This is a genomic window from Capnocytophaga sp. H4358 (genome assembly GCF_002302515.1).
GTDB classification, from domain to species: Bacteria; Bacteroidota; Bacteroidia; order Flavobacteriales; family Flavobacteriaceae; genus Capnocytophaga; species Capnocytophaga canis.
On record NZ_CP022380.1, the window covers coordinates 1,523,131 to 1,542,014 of the forward strand.

13 protein-coding genes are annotated in these 18,884 nt (G+C 37.2%); 2 read left to right on the forward strand and 11 right to left on the reverse strand.

Annotated elements, in window-relative coordinates; translation table 11 throughout:
• Positions 1-24: 24 nt before the first annotated feature.
• Positions 25-1,296, forward strand: coding sequence for a phosphoribosylamine--glycine ligase (gene purD, locus CGC49_RS06530; protein WP_095912178.1), 1,272 nt, complete (start codon positions 25-27; stop codon positions 1,294-1,296).
• A gap of 134 nt (positions 1,297-1,430) precedes the next feature.
• Here purD and CGC49_RS06535 read toward each other — a convergent pair whose 3' ends face one another.
• The 11 genes from CGC49_RS06535 to rocD form a co-directional block, all read right to left on the reverse strand.
• Complete coding sequence (locus tag CGC49_RS06535; protein WP_095893597.1) at positions 1,431-2,633, reverse strand: IS256 family transposase; 1,203 nt, start codon at positions 2,631-2,633, stop codon at positions 1,431-1,433.
• Between the two features lie 265 nt (positions 2,634-2,898).
• Positions 2,899-3,753 carry an SUMF1/EgtB/PvdO family nonheme iron enzyme gene (locus CGC49_RS06540; protein WP_232745160.1) on the reverse strand — a complete coding sequence of 285 codons (855 nt, stop codon included), beginning with the start codon at positions 3,751-3,753 and terminating at the stop codon, positions 2,899-2,901.
• 80 nt (positions 3,754-3,833) lie between these two features.
• Positions 3,834-4,349 (reverse strand): AAA family ATPase, encoded by a 516-nt coding sequence (locus CGC49_RS06545; RefSeq protein ID WP_041987690.1) that lies wholly within the window; start codon positions 4,347-4,349, stop codon positions 3,834-3,836.
• Positions 4,350-4,360: 11 nt separating this feature from the next.
• Positions 4,361-6,256, reverse strand: coding sequence for an amidophosphoribosyltransferase (locus CGC49_RS06550; protein WP_042006346.1), 1,896 nt, complete (start codon positions 6,254-6,256; stop codon positions 4,361-4,363).
• A gap of 112 nt (positions 6,257-6,368) precedes the next feature.
• A complete protein-coding gene (locus tag CGC49_RS06555) occupies positions 6,369-7,295 on the reverse strand; it encodes a PfkB family carbohydrate kinase (RefSeq protein ID WP_095912180.1) in 927 nt (308 codons plus the stop codon).
• A 55-nt stretch (positions 7,296-7,350) separates the two neighbouring features.
• Entirely contained in the window at positions 7,351-9,084 is a 1,734-nt protein-coding gene (locus CGC49_RS06560; protein WP_095912181.1) for a TonB-dependent receptor, read from the reverse strand.
• Between the two features lie 79 nt (positions 9,085-9,163).
• Positions 9,164-12,157 carry a tetratricopeptide repeat protein gene (locus tag CGC49_RS06565; RefSeq protein ID WP_095912182.1) on the reverse strand — a complete coding sequence of 998 codons (2,994 nt, stop codon included), beginning with the start codon at positions 12,155-12,157 and terminating at the stop codon, positions 9,164-9,166.
• Positions 12,158-12,440: 283 nt separating this feature from the next.
• A complete protein-coding gene (locus CGC49_RS06570; RefSeq protein ID WP_042346824.1) occupies positions 12,441-13,934 on the reverse strand; it encodes a YfcC family protein in 1,494 nt (497 codons plus the stop codon).
• A 23-nt stretch (positions 13,935-13,957) separates the two neighbouring features.
• A complete protein-coding gene (pth, locus tag CGC49_RS06575) occupies positions 13,958-14,524 on the reverse strand; it encodes an aminoacyl-tRNA hydrolase (RefSeq protein WP_095912183.1) in 567 nt (188 codons plus the stop codon).
• A gap of 24 nt (positions 14,525-14,548) precedes the next feature.
• Positions 14,549-15,004, reverse strand: a complete 456-nt coding sequence (locus CGC49_RS06580) for a hypothetical protein (RefSeq protein ID WP_095912184.1) — start codon at positions 15,002-15,004, stop codon at positions 14,549-14,551.
• A 64-nt stretch (positions 15,005-15,068) separates the two neighbouring features.
• Entirely contained in the window at positions 15,069-16,310 is a 1,242-nt protein-coding gene (gene rocD / locus CGC49_RS06585; RefSeq protein ID WP_095912185.1) for an ornithine--oxo-acid transaminase, read from the reverse strand.
• Between the two features lie 257 nt (positions 16,311-16,567).
• Between rocD and CGC49_RS06590 the strand changes: the two genes are divergently transcribed.
• Positions 16,568-18,601 (forward strand): LTA synthase family protein, encoded by a 2,034-nt coding sequence (locus CGC49_RS06590; RefSeq protein ID WP_095912186.1) that lies wholly within the window; start codon positions 16,568-16,570, stop codon positions 18,599-18,601.
• Positions 18,602-18,884 lie beyond the last annotated feature (283 nt).

The window sequence follows — 18,884 nt, forward strand, 5'->3', positions numbered from 1 at the left end:
CAAAAATAATAAAAACATATAGAAATGAACATATTAATATTAGGTTCGGGTGGACGTGAACACGCTTTTGCCTTGAAAATTAGTCAAAGTCAACTTTGTGAGAATTTGTACGTAGCTCCGGGCAATGGTGGAACGCATCAAGTGGCTACCAACGTGAGTATTTCTCCTACTGATTTTCAATCGGTTAAGAAATTTGTTTTGGACAATCAGATTACTATGCTTGTGGTAGGCCCCGAAGATCCTTTGGTACACGGAGTGTATGATTTCTTCAAAAATGACTCTGATTTACAGCATGTCCAAGTAGTAGGGCCTTCAAAGGAAGGAGCAAAACTCGAAGGTAGCAAGGAGTTTGCCAAACAATTTATGCAACGTCACGGCATACCTACGGCAAAATATGAAAGTTTTACAAAAGAAACTGTTGAACGGGGTTGCCAATTCCTATCCACGATGCAACCTCCCTATGTTTTGAAAGCTGATGGACTGGCAGCAGGAAAAGGGGTGTTGATTATCAATGATTTGTCTCTGGCACAATCTGAATTGAGAAATATGTTACTGAACGAAAAGTTTGGAAGTGCAAGTCAAAAGGTGGTTGTGGAAGAGTTTTTGGATGGTATCGAATTGAGTTGTTTTGTACTGACTGACGGTAAAAATTACAAAATTTTACCTACAGCTAAGGATTACAAACGAATAGGGGAGAATGACCAAGGACTTAACACAGGAGGTATGGGAGCCGTTTCGCCTGTGCCTTTTGCGGATGCGGATTTTATGCAAAAGATTGAGGAACGCATCGTTCAACCGACAATCGCAGGGCTCAAAAAAGATTCCATTGAATATCAAGGATTTGTGTTTATAGGATTAATAAAAGTTAAGGGAGAACCTTATGTGATTGAGTACAACGTACGCATGGGCGACCCTGAAACAGAAGTCGTACTACCTCGTATTGAAAGTGATTTAGTAGCTGTTTTTCAGTCCCTTAAAAGTCAAACATTGGATGAATTAACCCTGCAAATCAATCCAGAAAGTGCTACTACAGTGATGATGGTCTCTGGAGGATATCCCGAAGACTATGAAAAAGGAAAGATCATTACAGGCGTAGAAAACGTTTCAGGAAGTATCGTTTTCCACGCAGGAACAGCGCGTAAAGGTGATGATTTAGTGACTTCAGGAGGTCGCGTACTGGCGGTGACATCTTTCGGAAAAGATTTTAAAGAAGCCTTAAAAAAATCGTATGAGAATATCGAAAAAATTCATTTCGATAACATGTATTTCAGAAAAGATATAGGGTTTGATTTGTAAATAATCGATTGTATATCACTTTAAATGTAACACAAGAGAAATGAGACTATCCGAAGAGTTTGGTTTTTAGCAATACTACATTGAAAAGACACTATCCCTCTAAGTGTGTAAGTTAAAAAGTTGGGGTTAAGTTTTTATAGTTTGAGTCTTTGTGCAAATATAAGCATAAATTGGTTCAAGACAATCCCCCAATTTTGGATAGGCATACTCCACTTTTTGGTAGCTTCTCTCAAAGCCAAGAAAACGGACTTTTGCACAGCTTCGTCTGTTGGGAAAGACAGCTTGTTTTTGGTGTATTTCCGAATCTTACCATTCAGATTCTCAATAAGATTGGTTGTGTAAATAATTTTTCTTATCTCTAACGGAAAATCGAAAAATACGGTCAATTCGTCCCAATTGTCATACCAAGATTTGATAGCATAGCCGTATTTTGACTCCCATTTTTGGGCAAAATCTTCCAAAGCAACCTTGGCAGCTTCCTTGTTAGGGGCAGTATAGATGTGTTTCATATCGGCTGTAAATTCTTTTCTGTCTTTGTAAACCACATACTTACAAGCATTCCTAATCTGATGAACCACACATATTTGCGTTTGTGATTGGGGAAAAACCGTGCGAATGGTTTGCGTAAATCCGTTTAAATTATCGGTGGCAGTAATGAGAATATCTTCCACTCCACGAGCCTTTAAATCAGTGAGAACGCTCATCCAAAAGGCGGAACTTTCATTCTTTCCGAGCCACATTCCTAAAACTTCCTTTTTTCCCTCTCGATTCAAGCCCACAGCAAGGTAAATGGTTTTGTTGACAACTTTTGAGTTCTCACGAACTTTAAAAACGATGCCGTCCATCCAAACAATCAGATACAGCTCGTCCAACGGGCGGTTCTGCCAAGCGACCATTTCATTGGTAACCGCATTGGTAATCCTTGATATTGTGGAAGTTGATACTTCAAAGCCGTACATTTCTTGGATTTGTTCTTCGATGTCGCTCACGCTCATTCCTTTGGCATAGAACGATACGATGATGTTTTCCAAACCATCGATAACGTTCTTGCGTTTAGGGACTAACATTGGGTTAAAACTACCGTCTCTATCCCTAGGAACTTGGATTTGTTCTTCGCCAAAGGAAGTTTTTATCTTCTTGGAAGTGTGTCCGTTACGATAATTTCCATCTTTAGTTTTGTCGTGTTTTTCGTTGTCCAAGTGAACGTCGAGTTCGGCATTGAGCATATGTTCCACCGCTTTTTTGTGGAGCTCTTTAAAGAAACCTGTCAAGTCCTCAGCAGTCTTAAATGACTTGTAAAATTCTTTGCTGTTGAGCAATTCTTCCTTGTTAATCATATCTGTTTAAATTATGGGTCAAAAATAGTTAAAAAGTTATTTCCGAAATTTTTTTTGAGCTTTTAAGGGCTCAAAAAATTTCAGAATAACTTTTCAACTTACACAGATTATGGGATACTCCTATTGAAAACCAACTTTTTCAGGTGGTCTCTTATTCTTTTCTTTCCTTTTTCATTTAGATTTAGCAGAACTAAAATTGTTGATAAGATTGATTTTCAGTAATTTATCATATTTTACAAACAGAATATGTTAAAAAATACTTCAGTTACATAAAAACCACCCGAAAACCAACGAAGATTTGCCCCAATGCATTGCGATTATCTCTTCTGGCTATGCGTATATTCATTTTTTGCTGATTGTAATGCCCTCCACGTGTAACTCTATCCTCTGGATACGAGTGGTTGCTTGGTGTCTTGCTCATTATTGCCATAAAAAACGCACTGAAAACTGAAGGTTTTTCTTTTTTCTCTTCTGTATTCCCGAGTTTATAGTCATACGACGTGAAATCATCTTCGCACCACTCTGAAACATTGCCATTCATATCATAAATACCGAGTTCATTAGGTTTTTTCTTACCAACTGGCTGAAGATAATCTGTATTTTGCCGATGCCAAGCTACTTCATCAAGCGTATTACTCCCCGCATAAGTGTACTTTTGAGTTTTATTTCCTCCACGAGCTGCATATTCCCATTGTTCTTCCGTAGGTAATTTGCCTCCAACCCATTGAGCGTACGCATTTGCTCCGTACCACGATACCAATACCACAGGATGCTGTTCATATCCCTTTTTGGCGATGTACTTGCCGTTTACTTTTTCAATCTGGCTCCAACCTTCTTTTAGTTCTATGTAAGGAATGTCACCATTCATCTGATTGCCTTTTGCATTTAGGAACTCGGCATATTGTACATTAGTGATTTCGTATTTACTTATCTTAAAAGTTTGTAAAAATACCTTATGTTGCGGATGCTCAATGGTTTCTCCTTCCGATTTTGGGCTTCCCATCAGGAAAAAACCTCCTTCTACTAAGACCTTATCCTTTTCTGGGTAAGTTCCTTTTATTTGTGCTTTTGTCATTGTCGCAAATGAAACAAGAAAAATAAAAAATGCTTTGTGATACATAAATTATTATCGGTTTTTTACAGAAAATAATTACTTCTTTATAAAAAAGTAGAAAGGACAAGTTAGTTCTTGCCCTTTAATTATTTTTCCAAAATTAGTTCTATTTTTGAAAATAGTTCCCTGACACATTCTTCTATGGTTTTATGCGAAGTATCAATCTGTATTCTATTTTCAGTCCAATTTTCGTAATGATATTCTGATATAGCTTCCCAATTGGGTAATTTCAAATTTTCTATTTCAGATATTCGATTAAAAACTCGCCTATGGTGTTCCTCTTTATCTGAACACACAATTTCAATGTTAATTAGAAAAGAATTTGTGTTATGAGCTATATTTTTCCATTCATCACGAGTTAAGGCGATTGGGTTGCAACAATCAGCAACTACATTCATTCCCAATAGTAAATTGTCTTTGGCGATTCGATATGCCATTCGATATCCTTCTCCTTCTACATTAACATTACACAAGTCACGAAGCCCTTGCTCAATGGTATCTATACGAAGATACACTGCAATAAATTTTGATACTATCCATTTGGAGAGTGTTGATTTTCCAGAAGCAGGAAGTCCCGAAAAGACAAATAAAATAGGACGCATAACTCACCAAATTAGTACGCTCTATCTTTCTTTCCTTCGTAATAGTTGATAAAAGCTCGGTTTACTACCCTATTTCCGCCGTTGGTAGGATAATCGCCTGTGAAATACCAGTCGCCCAAGTTCTGTGGACAAGCTTGGTGTAGATTTTCAACGCTTTGGAAAAGTATTTCTACCTCTGGCATAAAGTTATCAGGTAATAGCATCTGTGTGATTTTTCGAGTAATTTCTTCATCGGTAAATGGTGCATAAATTTCTTTTACATGATTAATTACCTTATCGTCACTCAAATTTACTTGGGAAATACATTTTTTATACGTCTCATCAACAATGTTGTATGTTCCTCGTTCGCGATGTAGTGCTAACGCAGCCTCAAAAGCAATCAATTCTTCCATACGAGCCATGTCAATTCCGTAACAATCGGGATAACGAATTTGAGGAGCGGAGGAAACTACCACGATTTTCTTTGGATGTAGGCGACCAAGTATACTCAAAATACTCTTTTTTAGAGTTGTTCCACGTACGATACTATCATCAACAATAACTAGATTATCTCCTTTTTCTACCGAACCGTAGGTGATGTCATAGACGTGAGCCACTAAATCATCACGCGAACTATCCTCAGTGATGAATGTGCGCAGCTTAGCATCTTTGATAGCGACTTTTTCCTTACGGATTTTTTCAGAAAGGATTTCATTCAATCGCTCGGGAGTTATGTTTTTCTCTGCTAAAATGAGTTGTTGTTTCAGTTGGTTGAGGTAGGTGTTAGCTTCTTCCACCAATCCTAAATAAGAGGTTTCTGCCGTATTGGGAATGTAGGCAAATACGGTGTTTTTCAAGTCATTATCAATTGATTTTAAAACATCAGGCAGTAATAAAGCTCCTAATTTCTTACGTTCTCGATAAATTTCCTTGTCGCTTCCTCGTGAGAAATAAATCCGCTCAAACGAACATGCTTTTCGTTCCAACGGTTCTACGATTTGCTCAATACTGAGGTCTCCATTTTTTTTGATAATAATTCCTGAGCCTGGTTCAAGTTCGTGGATTTGTTCGAATTCCAAATTGAAGGCCGTCTGAATTACAGGTCGTTCCGAAGCTATAACTACAACCTCTTCATCTTTATAATAGTATGCTGGACGGATACCTGCCGGGTCACGAACCACAAACGCATCACCGTGTCCGAGAATTCCTGCCATTGCATATCCGCCATCCCATCGCCGTGCTGATTTTCGCAAGATTTTCGCCACGTCCAGTTCCTCAGCAATGCGTTTGGAGGCTTCTATCTTTGAAAGTCCTTCGTCCTTAAATTTACGGTAAAGATTTTCTACTTCGGTGTCCAAAAAATGTCCGATACGCTCCATAACCGTAACGGTATCAGTGTTTTCTTTCGGATGTTGACCGAGTTCTACCAAACGTTGGAAGAGTTCTTTGGCGTTGGTCATGTTGAAATTTCCTGCTACAATCAAGTTGCGCGATTGCCAGTTGTTTTGTCTTAAAAATGGATGTACACTCTCTATGCTGTTCTTCCCGAAAGTTCCGTACCGAACGTGTCCTAAATAAATCTCACCCAGATAAGGCAACATGCGACGTTGTTCCTGTACATCGTTTTTTAGTTCTGGATATTCTTTTAGCAAATTACTAATCCGAGTGTTAATTTGCTTGAAGATGTCTTGAATCGGTTGTGATTCGTTTGACCGTACTCGACTGATGTAGCGTTCACCTGCCTGCATGTCAAATTTGACACTCGCCAAACCCGCTCCATCCTGTCCGCGATTGTGTTGTTTTTCCATCAACAGGTACATTTTGTTGATAGCATAAAAAAGGGTTCCGTACTTTTCTTTGTAGTACTCTAAAGGTTTTAGCAGTCGCACCATCGCGATACCGCATTCGTGTTTTAAATTGTCACTCATTGTCTTTTTCTCCTATCCCTCTAAATAAGAAAGTTTTTTGTTTTGAAATTGTCGGGCAAAAATACAAAAAAGAAAGCAAATCACACATCTGCTTTCTTTTGTAATGTTATTTTTATGGTGTATCTATCTCAAATTTTGTCAGTTCTTTAAACTGTAGTAAACGTTGTGAGAATTCATTTTTGCTTAGATTGAGAACTCGTTCAGTACCAAATTTTTCCACGCAGAACGAGGCCAAAACAGCACCGTAGACGATGGCGTTTTTGATGCTTTCAAAGGAATAATCTGCCGTATTTGTTAAAAAGCCTACCATCCCACCTGCGAATGTGTCCCCAGCACCTGTGGGGTCAAAGACTTCTTCCAAAGGTAGGGCAGGAGCAAAAAACACTTTGTCTTGGTGAAACAATAATGCCCCGTGTTCTCCTTTTTTGATAACTACATATTTGACTCCCATTTTCATAATCCGTTGTGCAGCTTTTACCAACGAGTATTCTCCCGTAAGCTGACGTGCTTCTTGGTCGTTGATGGTAATCAGGTCTACCTTTTGGATAACTTCCATCAGTAAATCCCATGTGTGAATCATCCAATAGTCCATTGTGTCAAGAACCACCAAACTTGGTTTCTGCTGCATCTGTTCCAACACATCCAATTGAATCCTTGGGTGCAAATTCCCTAACATCAGCACATCTGCTTTTTTATATTCTTCAGGAACTACGGGCTTAAAATCAGCAAGAACGTTCAGTTGGGTTTCGAGTGTATCACGTTTGTTCATATCATGATGATATTTACCTCTCCAAAAGAATGATTTGCCTCCTTTAACAATTTCAATACCTGAAGTTTTGATGTTTCTATCGCTAAGAAGTTGTAAATATTCGGAAGGATAATCTTCACCTACAATTGAAACGACCGCCGATTCTCCACAACAGTGCGATGCTGCCAAAGCAATATAGTTTGCAGCACCTCCCATAATACAGTCTGTTTTTCCGAAAGGCATTTCAATTGCATCAAAGGCTACGGTTCCAACGATTAAAAGTTTTCCCATTATAAATCAGATATGAACAAAAAACTATAAAATATTTTATCCTATAATGAAAGTATTATTTTTTCTTTAAGCTAAACAAATAACGTAGTCCTGCATAGGCTTGTATACCTTGAACAGGGTAGTACGCCCATTGGTTGTAGTTGTTTGATAATAAATTGTTTACTTTAGCAAAAAGCATAAATTGTTTGTTGATCGTATAATCAACGTGGAAGTTGAGGTCGAAATATCCATCAACAGTTAAAGTTTGGGTGGAGTAGTTTAAGTCATACCGATTCCCTACATAAAATGCATCTACTCCAGCAAAGAGGTTTTCTATGATTTTAACATCCGTAAACAAAGATGCTTTGGTTTCTGGTAAGTTCCATACCTGAGTTTGGATGTCGGGTGTGAAGCGGTTGTATTGAGCTTCAAAATCAAAGAAAAATCGTTCTGCGATGCTACCCTCCATACCTGCTGTTAGGTTAAACATATTGACTTTGTCATAGACCAAACTGAAAGCATTATTATGTTGATATCCAAGGTTTCCTGTTTCTGTGTGGGTTATGAACATTGGCAAGTTCTCACATTGCTTGTAACCAGCTTTAATTTTGTAGTACAATCCTGTACCCACCTCTCCCTTGACTCCTCCGAAAGCATCAATGCCAATATTTGTAGGTGCAATATGCTGTATTGGGGCTAAAAAAGGATTGTTTTTAGAGAGTTTCTCAAAGGTATTTTGCTGCATCATCCCACGAACACCTCCGTGAAAAATAGTATTCCCTTCCAAAAGTTTATACGAAATTTCTACGTCGGGGTAAGCCTTGAATCGACTTTCATTGGTTTGATTTCCTCCCAAATAAGCTATAGCAAGTCCTACTTTCAAATCCAGGTTATCCATGGTTAAATTATACGATGGATTAGCACCAAAAATTAACCATTTATTTTCAATTGCACTTGGAGTAAGAGCGGTAGCCCGATTGAATTTACTATTGTAGTAATCCAATGAGACTCCAAAATGTATTTTTTGTTCTTCACTGCTGATAGGTAGCTCAAAAGAAGGTGATGTTTTCACGTTTATTTCGCTAGTGTCAAACGCATCTGATAATCCACTAAACTCAAAATCAAGTCCTTTAAAGTATGGGTTTGCGAGTTTTATGTAAGCATTTACACCATAATCGATATAGGTTTGCTTTAATCCGGTAAGGGCTTTCAGCTGTTCTTCGGAAGCGTAGAATCCTTTTTGGATTCCGTACCAATTGTTCGATCTTCTCCCGAAATCGGCAGCTATACCGAAGTTGTAATCACTATTCAAAAAGTCGTATCGCAATTGAGCTGTTGTTTTCGCATAGTTGTTATCTGGAATCACTCCTTTTATGTCACCATTGGAAGACAGATGTTCAGCTATGAAAGCCAAATTACTTTCGTTATTTACGGGTAAGGTTATGGACGCATCACCATATAACGTGTTTGCATTTCCAAAAGCTCCTCCTATGTATGAATCCAAGTAACGTTCTCTTTTTATGTTGGTTCTCATGGCACTTGCCTTTCCCTTTTCAGGTACGAAAGTTGATGCCACAGGTACAGAGTAAATAGAGTAATTGATTTGTCGTTTAGCGATTGACAACGAATCGGCTTTGAGATTAGCATCTTCACGTTTTTTGTAAGCATCGGCAATCGAGGCTGTGTAGGAACGAACTACGTCTACTACTTTGGTGCTTAAACTGTCACGTTTAGTTTGACCCGTAACTATTCCAAAAGTTGATAACGCAATTATCAATAGGGATTTACGGTAGGATATATGTTTATTCATTGTTCTTTTTTTTAGAAATATACCATTAATATATTTTGTTTTTGTTCACTTGGCTTTGAATTGTCTTCAAACAAATCAATTACATTTTCACAGAAGAATTACTCTTCGCTGCTTCTGCCTTCACTACAGCCAATTCTTTTTTAGCTTCTGCAACCACTTCGGGGTAATCCTTGAAATTATTTATCACGTTCTCAAGGATATAAGTGGCTTGATAGGAGTCTTTCAGTCCGTAGTAGTTCTTTGCCATTACTACCAACCCTTTGGAAGCGAATTCTTTATGTCCTCCGTATTCTTTTGCCAACTGTTGTACTACGTCGTTCGATTCTTTGAACTTGCCGTCTTTATGTTTGAAGTAAGCATCATAGTACATAGCTTCGGCAGCCAAACTTCCTGTAGCGGTTTTTGCTACTTCTTGGTATGCTTTGCGAGCCTCTGCCTCATTTTCTGTTTTGATGTAGGAGCGTGCTAAAACGCTGTAAGCGTCGTTTTTAATGCGTGTGTCGACCGATTTTTCGGCTAATACCTTTTGAGCATACTGGATAGCGTTGCTGTACAATTTTTCGGTATAGCAAACTCGCATTAAGTTTGATTGTGCATAGACCTTATTTTGTGCGATGGTGGCTGTTTTTTCCAACTGCTCCAAATGAGGTTTTGCTTTCAGATAGCTCCCCGCATCCAACAAAATCTGTGTTAATCGCACTAATGACTGTTCTGAATATTCTTCTGAACCACTGTTGATTACGTTTTCGTATAAAGTTACAGCTTTTGATTTTTGGTTTGAAGCGTTGTAAAGTTGTGCTAAATGGAATTGAGCGTTTGTAATCCGCATTCCGTTAGGGAATTCTTTGATGTATTTTTCAAATCCTGCAATAGCTTCTTTTTCATTTTGTTGAATGTGTTGTCGTTCGGCAGCTTCATAGGTGGCATTTTCTAACTCCAAATCTGACACTTCAACATAGCCTAAACTTTTTGCCCAAGAAGCGTATTCGTTCACTTGTCCCATGTCCATATAAATTTGTTTTGCAGATGCAATGGATTGAATTGCTTCGTTTGAGTTTGGATATTGTTTTGCGATGTCTTTAAAAAGTTGCAACGCTTTTTGATTTTCATTTTTGTTGTAGTAAACCAATCCTTCGCGAAGCATGGAACGAGGAACTAAATTACTATTCTTGTATTCGGTTTGTACCTGTTTGTAGAGTTTTGTGCCTTTTTCGGAATTTCCTGCGGACACATAACTGTTTCCTAATTCGAATAACGCGTTTGGGCGTAGATTTGAGTTGCGATATGTTTTCACGAACTTTTCTAAGTCTTCAATTTTGCGTTGTGGTCTGTCCACAAATCCGTAGCTCATAGCTTTTTGATAGGCGGCATAATCCTCGTCGGCTGATTTTAAATCAATTAATTTATTGTAACGTTCCATGGCAGGCCAATATTTTCCCTGTACGAAATAAGAGTCTGCTAAACGCAATAAAGCATCGTTTGTCCAAGAATTTGCTTTCGGATTTTGTTTCAAATATGCCTCAAAATTATCTACAGCTCCTCCGTAATTTTTTAAATTAAAATCACTGTACGCCAAGCTGTAATGAATATTTTTGTATTCATAGGTTGATTTTGCATTCGGATGGTTGATAAATTCGGTGTAATATTTTTTAGAACTTTCAAAATCATGCAGTTGATAAGCCGATTCACCACTCCAAAACAGAGCACGAGCCGATAGTTTAGGGTCGCCACCAACGGCTTTTTGTAAAAACACCAATGCTTCGGCGTATTGCAATTCATTAAATAGTTCTAACCCTCGGTAAAAGGCTACTTTTTTGTAAATCTGTTGATCTTTTGGGTCATTTGATTTTTCTAAAAGATTAATCGCAGCTTGGTAGCTACGCGAAGAAATGTACGAATCCACCAACAAAGCTTGGATTTCTTGCTGATTGTCGTTTGGATAATTTTTGGAATAGTCCAACAACACACCAGGCACACTTTCGTATGGGTTTCCAATATCATAACTCAAACGAGCGTAGTTCAGATGAGCATCCTTTTGAATTTGTGGCTCATAGTTCATCTGATATGCATTACGAAAAGCGTTCAAAGCCTGTGGTTTCTGTCCTGTTTTCAGATAGCATTCCGCTAAATGATAGTAAGCATTTTGTGCTACGGCATCGCGTCCGTCAATGATTTTGTTGAACTGGTCGATGGCATTGGCATAGTCTTTATTTTTGTAGTAAGCATATCCTAAATAATAATAATCAGTATTTGAGAACTTTCCTCTTTTTCCTTTGTATTCCTTCAAATACGGGATAGCTTCATCGTATTTTCCTAAATTGAAATAACTTTCCCCAATGATTTTGTTGATTTCCGATAAGTCTTGTGCGTTTTTAGTTTTGGATTTTTGCTTTAAACCTTCGTCTATAGCCTCTTGGAAAAGCCCTTGCTTAAAGTTCATATTTGCTTGAAAATATGACACACTTGGGTCGTCTTGTACTTGACTGAAGTAAGTAGATGCTTTTTCATAATCATCGGAGTCGTAAGCGATATATCCTAAATAGTAGTTAGCATCCGTGCTGTAGTCGGGATGATTTTTTACAAAGTTGAAATATTTTTCCGATTCTGCCTTTTTGTTCGTAGCAAACAAAGCATATCCTTTTTGGAAGTAATATTTGGAGCGTTCACTTTTGCTGATGCCACTTTCTTTGACCTGATCATACCATTTTAGAGCTTCTTTGTAGTTTCCTTGTTGAAAATAAAGATCGGCCATACGTAAAAAGGCTCCTGAAGCCAATGGTGATTCGGGATGTTCTTCAATAAAATTTCGCATTAAGGATTCTGCCCCTGGCTCTCCTAAAATGACAGCAATTGAAGCTACGTAAAACTTTGATTTTGTCCGTAAATCACTATCAGTAGTTTCAGCGATTTCTTTTAGAAACAAATGCTGAGCAGGTTTGTACAAATTTCGGTTGTACAAAAACATTGCTTTTTCAAAATTTACCAACGAATTGGTGTGTGTTTCAGTGCTTTGAGCCATCAAAAACGGGCAAAAAACACTTAAAAGAATAGTAACAAAAAATGCTCTTATCATAAAAAAAGTTTTAATGGACAAACTTACGTATTTTTACCGAACTAAAAAAGAAAAGTGTTTTTTAGTTGAGAGCTTAGATTCAATCTCAAGTATAATAATTCGATTGAATCTTTTTAACGCAAAATAATATCCTTATTAATAGTTATAGATTCTCATTTCTCTCTCAAAAACCTACTGAATCAATACTAAAGGTGTCAATTTTAGTGTTTAAACTTTCACGTAAAATTACAAGTTATCTGATTTTGTTTGTTTTGAATTTTTGCTATGTAAAATGAACAAAAACTTACAAATAATACCCCAATAGAAGCATTCCTACGGACAGTACCAAAAGCATTAGCAACAAAGGTGACACGAATTTTAACCATTGTTTATAATTCAAATTCACCATCGCTAAAGAAGGTAGGATAAGCCCTGTGGGGGTAATGAAACTCATCAAACCCATTCCAAACAGATAAGCATTTACAACGTGTTGCCCTTCGATACCTACTACCGTTGCTAATGACCCCATGATGGGCATCGTTACTACAGCCATTCCCGATGAGGAAGAAATAAACAATGTTAATAATCCGAATACACACATCAATACAGGCAAGAAAAGAATGGGCGACATACCTCCCACTAAGTTTGTTGAATAATGTAAAATAGTGTCCGAAATTTGTCCGTCATTAAGGATAAAAGTTACTCCACGAGCAATCCCAATGATGAAAGCTACTCCAAGCAAATCTTTTGCTCCTGCGATAAAATCAGCGATGAATTGCTCTTCACTCATTCGTAAGAACAAGGCAATACATACGGATGCTACCAAAAACAAGGCAGTCATCTCCTCAAACCACCATCCCCAACGAGCTACCCCTATAATCATTATCAAAAACGACAAAGCGAAAACAAGAAGTAACCATTTGCTTGACAATTTCAATCTTTCAACAGGAGCTACCTTTTGCGAAGTCAGTGAATCAGGTAGTGGTGTTTGGTATGCAATTGACAGTTGTGGGTTTCTTTTTACTCTCTCCGCATAACGTATGACATACGCAATGGTGATAGTCAAAGAGGCAATAAGCATAATGACACGAATGGTTGTTCCTGTAGTCCAGTCCACACCTGCTGCGTCAGAAGCTATAATGACTGAGAACGGATTGATGGTCGCCGCCATCGTTCCTATAGAGGAACCTAAATAAATAACCGCTAACGGAACCATCAGGTCATAACCTGCGGCTAAAAAGACAGGAATCAAAATCGGATAAAAAGCCAAAGTTTCTTCGGCAAGTCCAAAAGAAGTTCCTCCCAAAGCAATGAGTGTACACACGATGATAATCAATATACCTTCACGTCCTTTGAGTTTATGAGACAAATAACCTACCCCTTCGTTTAACGTTCCTGAATTGTTAAAAACTCCAATGAATCCCCCCAGAATCAGTACAAATAAGATGATGTCTATAGTTTCATAAATTCCTCTTATGGGAGCGAATAAAACCTCTTTAACTCCTTGAGGGTGAGGAGATGTTTCTGTGTAGGTATTTGGAATTGATACAGGCTTTTTAATTTTCCCTTCCTTAAATTTGGCAATATTGATAGCTATGGATTTTTCGTCCAAAGTCTGTTGCGTAGCTGGGAGAGTTTTGGTTATTTCCTTCGATTTTAACACAAAAACATCTTGAGTAGCGTCATAGGTTAGAGTGTCATACGAACCCGATGGCAACAAATAAGTTAGCAATGCGGCAAACATAATCACTATCATCAGAACCGTATAAGGTGTTGGGAATTTTAAAAATCGTTTCATTTTTTTGTTTTATCGAAAAGGGTTTATTTATTGTTAAACGTATTCATGGTTATGTTGATACCGGACAAACCAAAAGAAAGTACCGCTTGAACACATTTTTCCAATCGTTCGGGTAAGGCCGTGTTTTCTTCGTCGCTCCATTCCCCTAATACGTAGTCCACCTGTTTTCCTTTAGCAAAATCATTACTGATTCCAAAACGGAGTCGTGCGTAATTGGTACTATTCAATTGGGCTTGTGTGTCTTTCAGTCCGTTATGACCTCCATCACTCCCTTTGGATTTGATGCGAATTGTTCCAAAAGGCAGGTTTAAGTCATCAGTAATTACTAACAGATTTTCTATGGGAATATTTTCCTTTTCCAACCAATAGCGAATGGCTTTCCCGCTCAGATTCATATAGGTAGATGGTTTCAATAGAATAAAGGTTCTTCCTTTGTGCTTTACCTCAGCCAAATCCCCTAATCTTTGTGTAGAAAAAGTTGTAGTATGTTGAGATGCTAAAAAATCAACCACTTTAAAACCAATATTATGACGTGTGTTTTTGTATTCCTCGCCAATATTTCCCAGTCCTACGATCAGATATTTTTTCATTTTATGACTGCTTAAACAAAGATATTAATACCCTCCTATCGCTCCGAGAAATCCTACGATTAATAACACTCCTATAAGAATCAGAATGTACAACGATAGCATCACGATGGTAAAGATTCCCATAAATTTGTAATGAGACTTCAAATTTTCAAAAGCTCTACTAAAAACAATTCTGTTGCTCGTTTTCAATGAATCTTTCATGTTTGTAGCAAAATCATACAGATATTTTATGGGAAAGTAATAGACTGCCGCCATACCTAAATATAGAACTCCAACAAAAGCAAGAGGAAAAGGAGTATCCTCCATGCTGGAAGCAATCACTCCGAAAATAATTGTGAAAATAGATACTAGCACAAGAATCGCTATGCCTACGAACCCTAGAATAGCTAAAAATTTCGCCCATTTAGCAATTTCTTTTAGATTTTCCTGAATGCTTTGTGTAAACTCTAATTTGTCAGCATTCAAATATTGATTCTCCATTTTTTTTCGTATAACTTTTTCTAATTAACAATGATTTTAAAAGCCGAATCTCTTAGCAAAGAATTTAGCGTTCGAATTCTTTTAAAGTGCTTATAATGATATCAATACACACTTTCAATTGCTCTTGGTTAATAACCAATGGAGGAGCAAAACGAATGATATTTCCGTGAGTAGGCTTTGCTAACAGACCTTTATCGCGCATACGTAAACATATATTCCATGCGGTGTCGCTTTCTTCTGTATCGTTGATAACTACCGCATTAAGCAATCCTTTTCCACGCACTGCTGTAGCGATATTTGAGTTTTCGATATACGCACCGATTTCCTTACGGAAGATTTCACCCATTTTTTGTGCATTTTCGGCCAGTTTTTCGTCTTTTACCACTTGTAGCGCTTCGATAGCTACAGCTGCGGCTATAGGATTTCCGCCAAAGGTACTTCCATGTTGCCCTGGCTTGATCACGTGCATTACCTCATCATCTGCTAAAACCGCACTCACTGGATAAGTTCCTCCACTCAAAGCCTTTCCTAACACCAAAATATCTGGCTTTACGTTTTCATGATCAACAGCTAAACGTTTTCCTGTACGAGCAACTCCTGTCTGTACCTCATCGGCGATAAACAGTACATTGTATTTTTCACAAATAGCTTTGGCTCCACTCAAAAATCCATCCGAAGGAACGTATACACCTGCTTCCCCTTGAATAGGCTCCACCAAAAATCCTGCAACATTCGGATTTTCAGCCAAAAAAGACTCCAAAGCTCTCAAATCATTGTACGGAATGCTTACGAATCCCGGTGTGTAAGGTCCAAAGTTTTTACGTGCGTTTTTGTCCGAAGAAAAAGAAACGACTGTAGTAGTACGTCCGTGGAAATTTTGCTCACAAACCACGATAATCGCTTGGCTCTCAGGGAGATTTTTTCGTTCGTACGCCCATTTTCGGCATATTTTGATAGCTGTTTCTACTGCCTCAGCACCAGTGTTCATCGGTAACATCTTTTCAAATCCGAAATATTCGGTAATATATTTCTCATATACCCCTAACTTATCGTTGTAAAACGCGCGTGAGGTCAACGTTAAAGTTTGTGCCTGTTTAGTCATCGCTTCGATAATTCTAGGGTGGCAATGCCCTTGATTCACAGCTGAATATGCGGAAAGAAAGTCAAAATATTTCTTCCCCTCCAAATCCCACACGTACACACCTTCGCCTTTGCTGAGTACTACAGGTAGTGGATGATAATTATGGGCTCCATATTTGTCTTCAAGCTCCATCGCTTGTTGTGAAGATAATTTTTCTGTTTTCATATCTAAAAAAGTATAAATCGTTAAAAAGTTTGGCAATATACGAAATAGATTTCTCTTTGCAAAGAAAAATTACCTTTATAAGTTGGATGTAGCGTCAACAAAAACACCTTAACCATTTTTAATTTTCTAAAATTATGTTTTATTTTGCATTTTCGTACGATGAATTCCTTTTGATAGAAGGCTGAAAACTATTAAACTTCACCTTTTATTTTCTTGATTTGTACTGATAACATTTAATAACCAACACATATTATATAATGAATCTTTCGTTATTTGGAAAAATTATATCCAGCGGACTTAAATATTTTGCTTATTTCTTTTTATTTTTTCTTGCTAATCGTTTCCTATTTTTGTACGTATATGGTAATTATGAGCAACTATCCTCTCATAAAACAGATTTGTTTCGAGCCTTCTTAATGGGAGCTCGATTTGATGTATCTGTCATTTGCTATGGGTTTTTACCTTTAGCTCTCTTTTGGCTAAGTTCATTATGTATTCGAAAATCTTTCAGTAGAAAATTTGAAAATGCTTATTTGATTTTTAGTAAATATTACCTTTTGTTTGTTTTATTGGTTTTTACAAGTTTGCAGATTATTGATTTCTTTTTCTATCAATTCTTCCAATCACATATAAATATTCTCTTTTTTGGTATATTTAATGATGATACGTCTGCCGTTCTTCACTCCGTTTGGACAGACTATCCCATATTTAAGATTTTACTGGTTTTCGCTTTCATTTTTATAAGTTTCATAGTTGTTCATAAGTATATCTATCGTGGTTTTCTTGAAAATACAAATCAAATCTCGAAAAAAGCAAGTATGCTTTTACTGATAATATTTCCTTTATTTGTTATCGGTATGCGTGGAAGTTTAGGTGTTTTTACGCTTCGCCGTGAGCATACGAACGTTAGCACCAATCTTTTTATCAATTCGCTTTGCTATAATGCTCCGTATGCTTTGCAGTTTGCTAACGTTGAACTTAAAGAGAACTACCTAAATCCTAATATTGAAAGAACCTTGCAGGACAACGGATTTGAAAGTGTCGAACAAGTAAAAGAAGCGTATCAACAGCCTGATAGCAAATTATTTAATTCAGAAATGTATTCGACAACTCAGGAAAATGATTTCTTGGAAAAGAATCCACCAAACGTTATTTTCTTTTTGATGGAAAGTATGAGTAATCATTATTTTGAGCTTCATTCCAAAGAATTAAACCTATTGGGTGATTTATCTCCAATGCTCTCTGATTTATATTACTTTAAGAATTGCTTGTCTTCTCATAATGGAACAATCAATTCCTTAGAGAATTTATTGATAAACACCCCTAAGGGTATCGTTTCTCAGTCGCCTTACTTTGATGTTTCATACTCATCATCAGTAGCAAAGCCTTTTAAGGAACAAGGATATGAAACGATGTTTATCACAGGAGCGAACCTCTCGTGGAGAAATGTGGACAATTTCATCAAGCATCAATATTTTGATATTATTGAAGGAAGCTCACATATTTTAGATAAAATCCCCAGTGCCGAAACCTTTGCTTGGGGGGTTCACGACGGATATCTCTTTGATTATATTGTTGAACGATTGAGTGCTCCTTCGCAAAAGCCACGTTTTATCTTCTCATTAACTGTAAGCAATCATACGCCTTACCAAGTACCTTCACACTACACCCCCTATCCGATTGATATAAAAGGTCTTGAAGAAACCATTAGAGTGGACAAGCAAATGGCTTCAGATAACTTTTACGCTCATCAGTATGCAGCTTCGCAATTGGCAAAATTCATTGCATTTATTAAAAATTCTCCTTTGGGAAAAAATACAATTATTGCAGTAACTGGCGACCATAATATCCGACAAGTTTTTGAATACGATAGTGAGAATGCTTTTCTCCAGCGAAGTGTTCCGATACTTTTCTACGTTCCAGAAGATTATAAACCCCTGTTCTTTGATGCAAACGTTATGGCTTCGCACAAAGATATTTTCCCTACGTTATTTCATTTGAGCCTTTCCAATCAAAAATATATGTATTCGGGAGATGATTTATTTTCAAAATCTTTAAATTATCGCTTTGGTATAAATGATTATAACTTCATTGCAGATTCTCTCGGAGTACTCTTCAAAGGAAACCAAAAGCCATTATATTTTACGTGGAAAGACAGTACAAAACGGAAACTTGCTCCTAACAATTCTGATAGTCCACACGCAGAATTTCTGTCAAACAAACTGAAAAGTTTCGAAACTTTACAGACAATCCAAATTTATTCCGACATCAAAAATCAAAAAAAGAACTAACGGATTGGGTTTAGTAACAACAGTATCCCATAAAAAACCAACGCAAATTCGTGACAAAAGAAAAGTCGTAGCTTTTTAAATGTAAAACTACTAAGGTGAAATTCTGCTATTTCGCTCAAATTGGCATACCGTTTGTTTTACTAAGTGGAACCGAAGCATCAGTGATGATTACAGTAAATTCAATAATGATTTGAAGTGTTCCTACACTTGTTTTACATCAGAAATTCACAAAGGCTAACGTCTTTTTTAGAAGAATCCTTCCTTTGCTTTGTTGTATAAATAG

Excerpts from the sequence above, each read along its gene's own strand:
- CGC49_RS06565 (WP_095912182.1), bottom strand. The coding sequence starts at position 12,157 with ATGATAAGAGCATTTTTTGTTACTATTCTTTTAAGTGTTTTTTGCCCG.
- CGC49_RS06570 (WP_042346824.1), bottom strand. The coding sequence starts at position 13,934 with ATGAAACGATTTTTAAAATTCCCAACACCTTATACGGTTCTGATGATA.
- pth (WP_095912183.1), bottom strand. The coding sequence starts at position 14,524 with ATGAAAAAATATCTGATCGTAGGACTGGGAAATATTGGCGAGGAATAC.
- CGC49_RS06535 (WP_095893597.1), bottom strand. The coding sequence starts at position 2,633 with ATGATTAACAAGGAAGAATTGCTCAACAGCAAAGAATTTTACAAGTCA.
- purD (WP_095912178.1), top strand. The coding sequence starts at position 25 with ATGAACATATTAATATTAGGTTCGGGTGGACGTGAACACGCTTTTGCC.
- CGC49_RS06580 (WP_095912184.1), bottom strand. The coding sequence starts at position 15,004 with ATGGAGAATCAATATTTGAATGCTGACAAATTAGAGTTTACACAAAGC.
- rocD (WP_095912185.1), bottom strand. The coding sequence starts at position 16,310 with ATGAAAACAGAAAAATTATCTTCACAACAAGCGATGGAGCTTGAAGAC.
- CGC49_RS06545 (WP_041987690.1), bottom strand. The coding sequence starts at position 4,349 with ATGCGTCCTATTTTATTTGTCTTTTCGGGACTTCCTGCTTCTGGAAAA.
- CGC49_RS06555 (WP_095912180.1), bottom strand. The coding sequence starts at position 7,295 with ATGGGAAAACTTTTAATCGTTGGAACCGTAGCCTTTGATGCAATTGAA.
- CGC49_RS06560 (WP_095912181.1), bottom strand. The coding sequence starts at position 9,084 with ATGAATAAACATATATCCTACCGTAAATCCCTATTGATAATTGCGTTA.
- CGC49_RS06590 (WP_095912186.1), top strand. The coding sequence starts at position 16,568 with ATGAATCTTTCGTTATTTGGAAAAATTATATCCAGCGGACTTAAATAT.
- CGC49_RS06550 (WP_042006346.1), bottom strand. The coding sequence starts at position 6,256 with ATGAGTGACAATTTAAAACACGAATGCGGTATCGCGATGGTGCGACTG.
- CGC49_RS06540 (WP_232745160.1), bottom strand. The coding sequence starts at position 3,753 with ATGTATCACAAAGCATTTTTTATTTTTCTTGTTTCATTTGCGACAATG.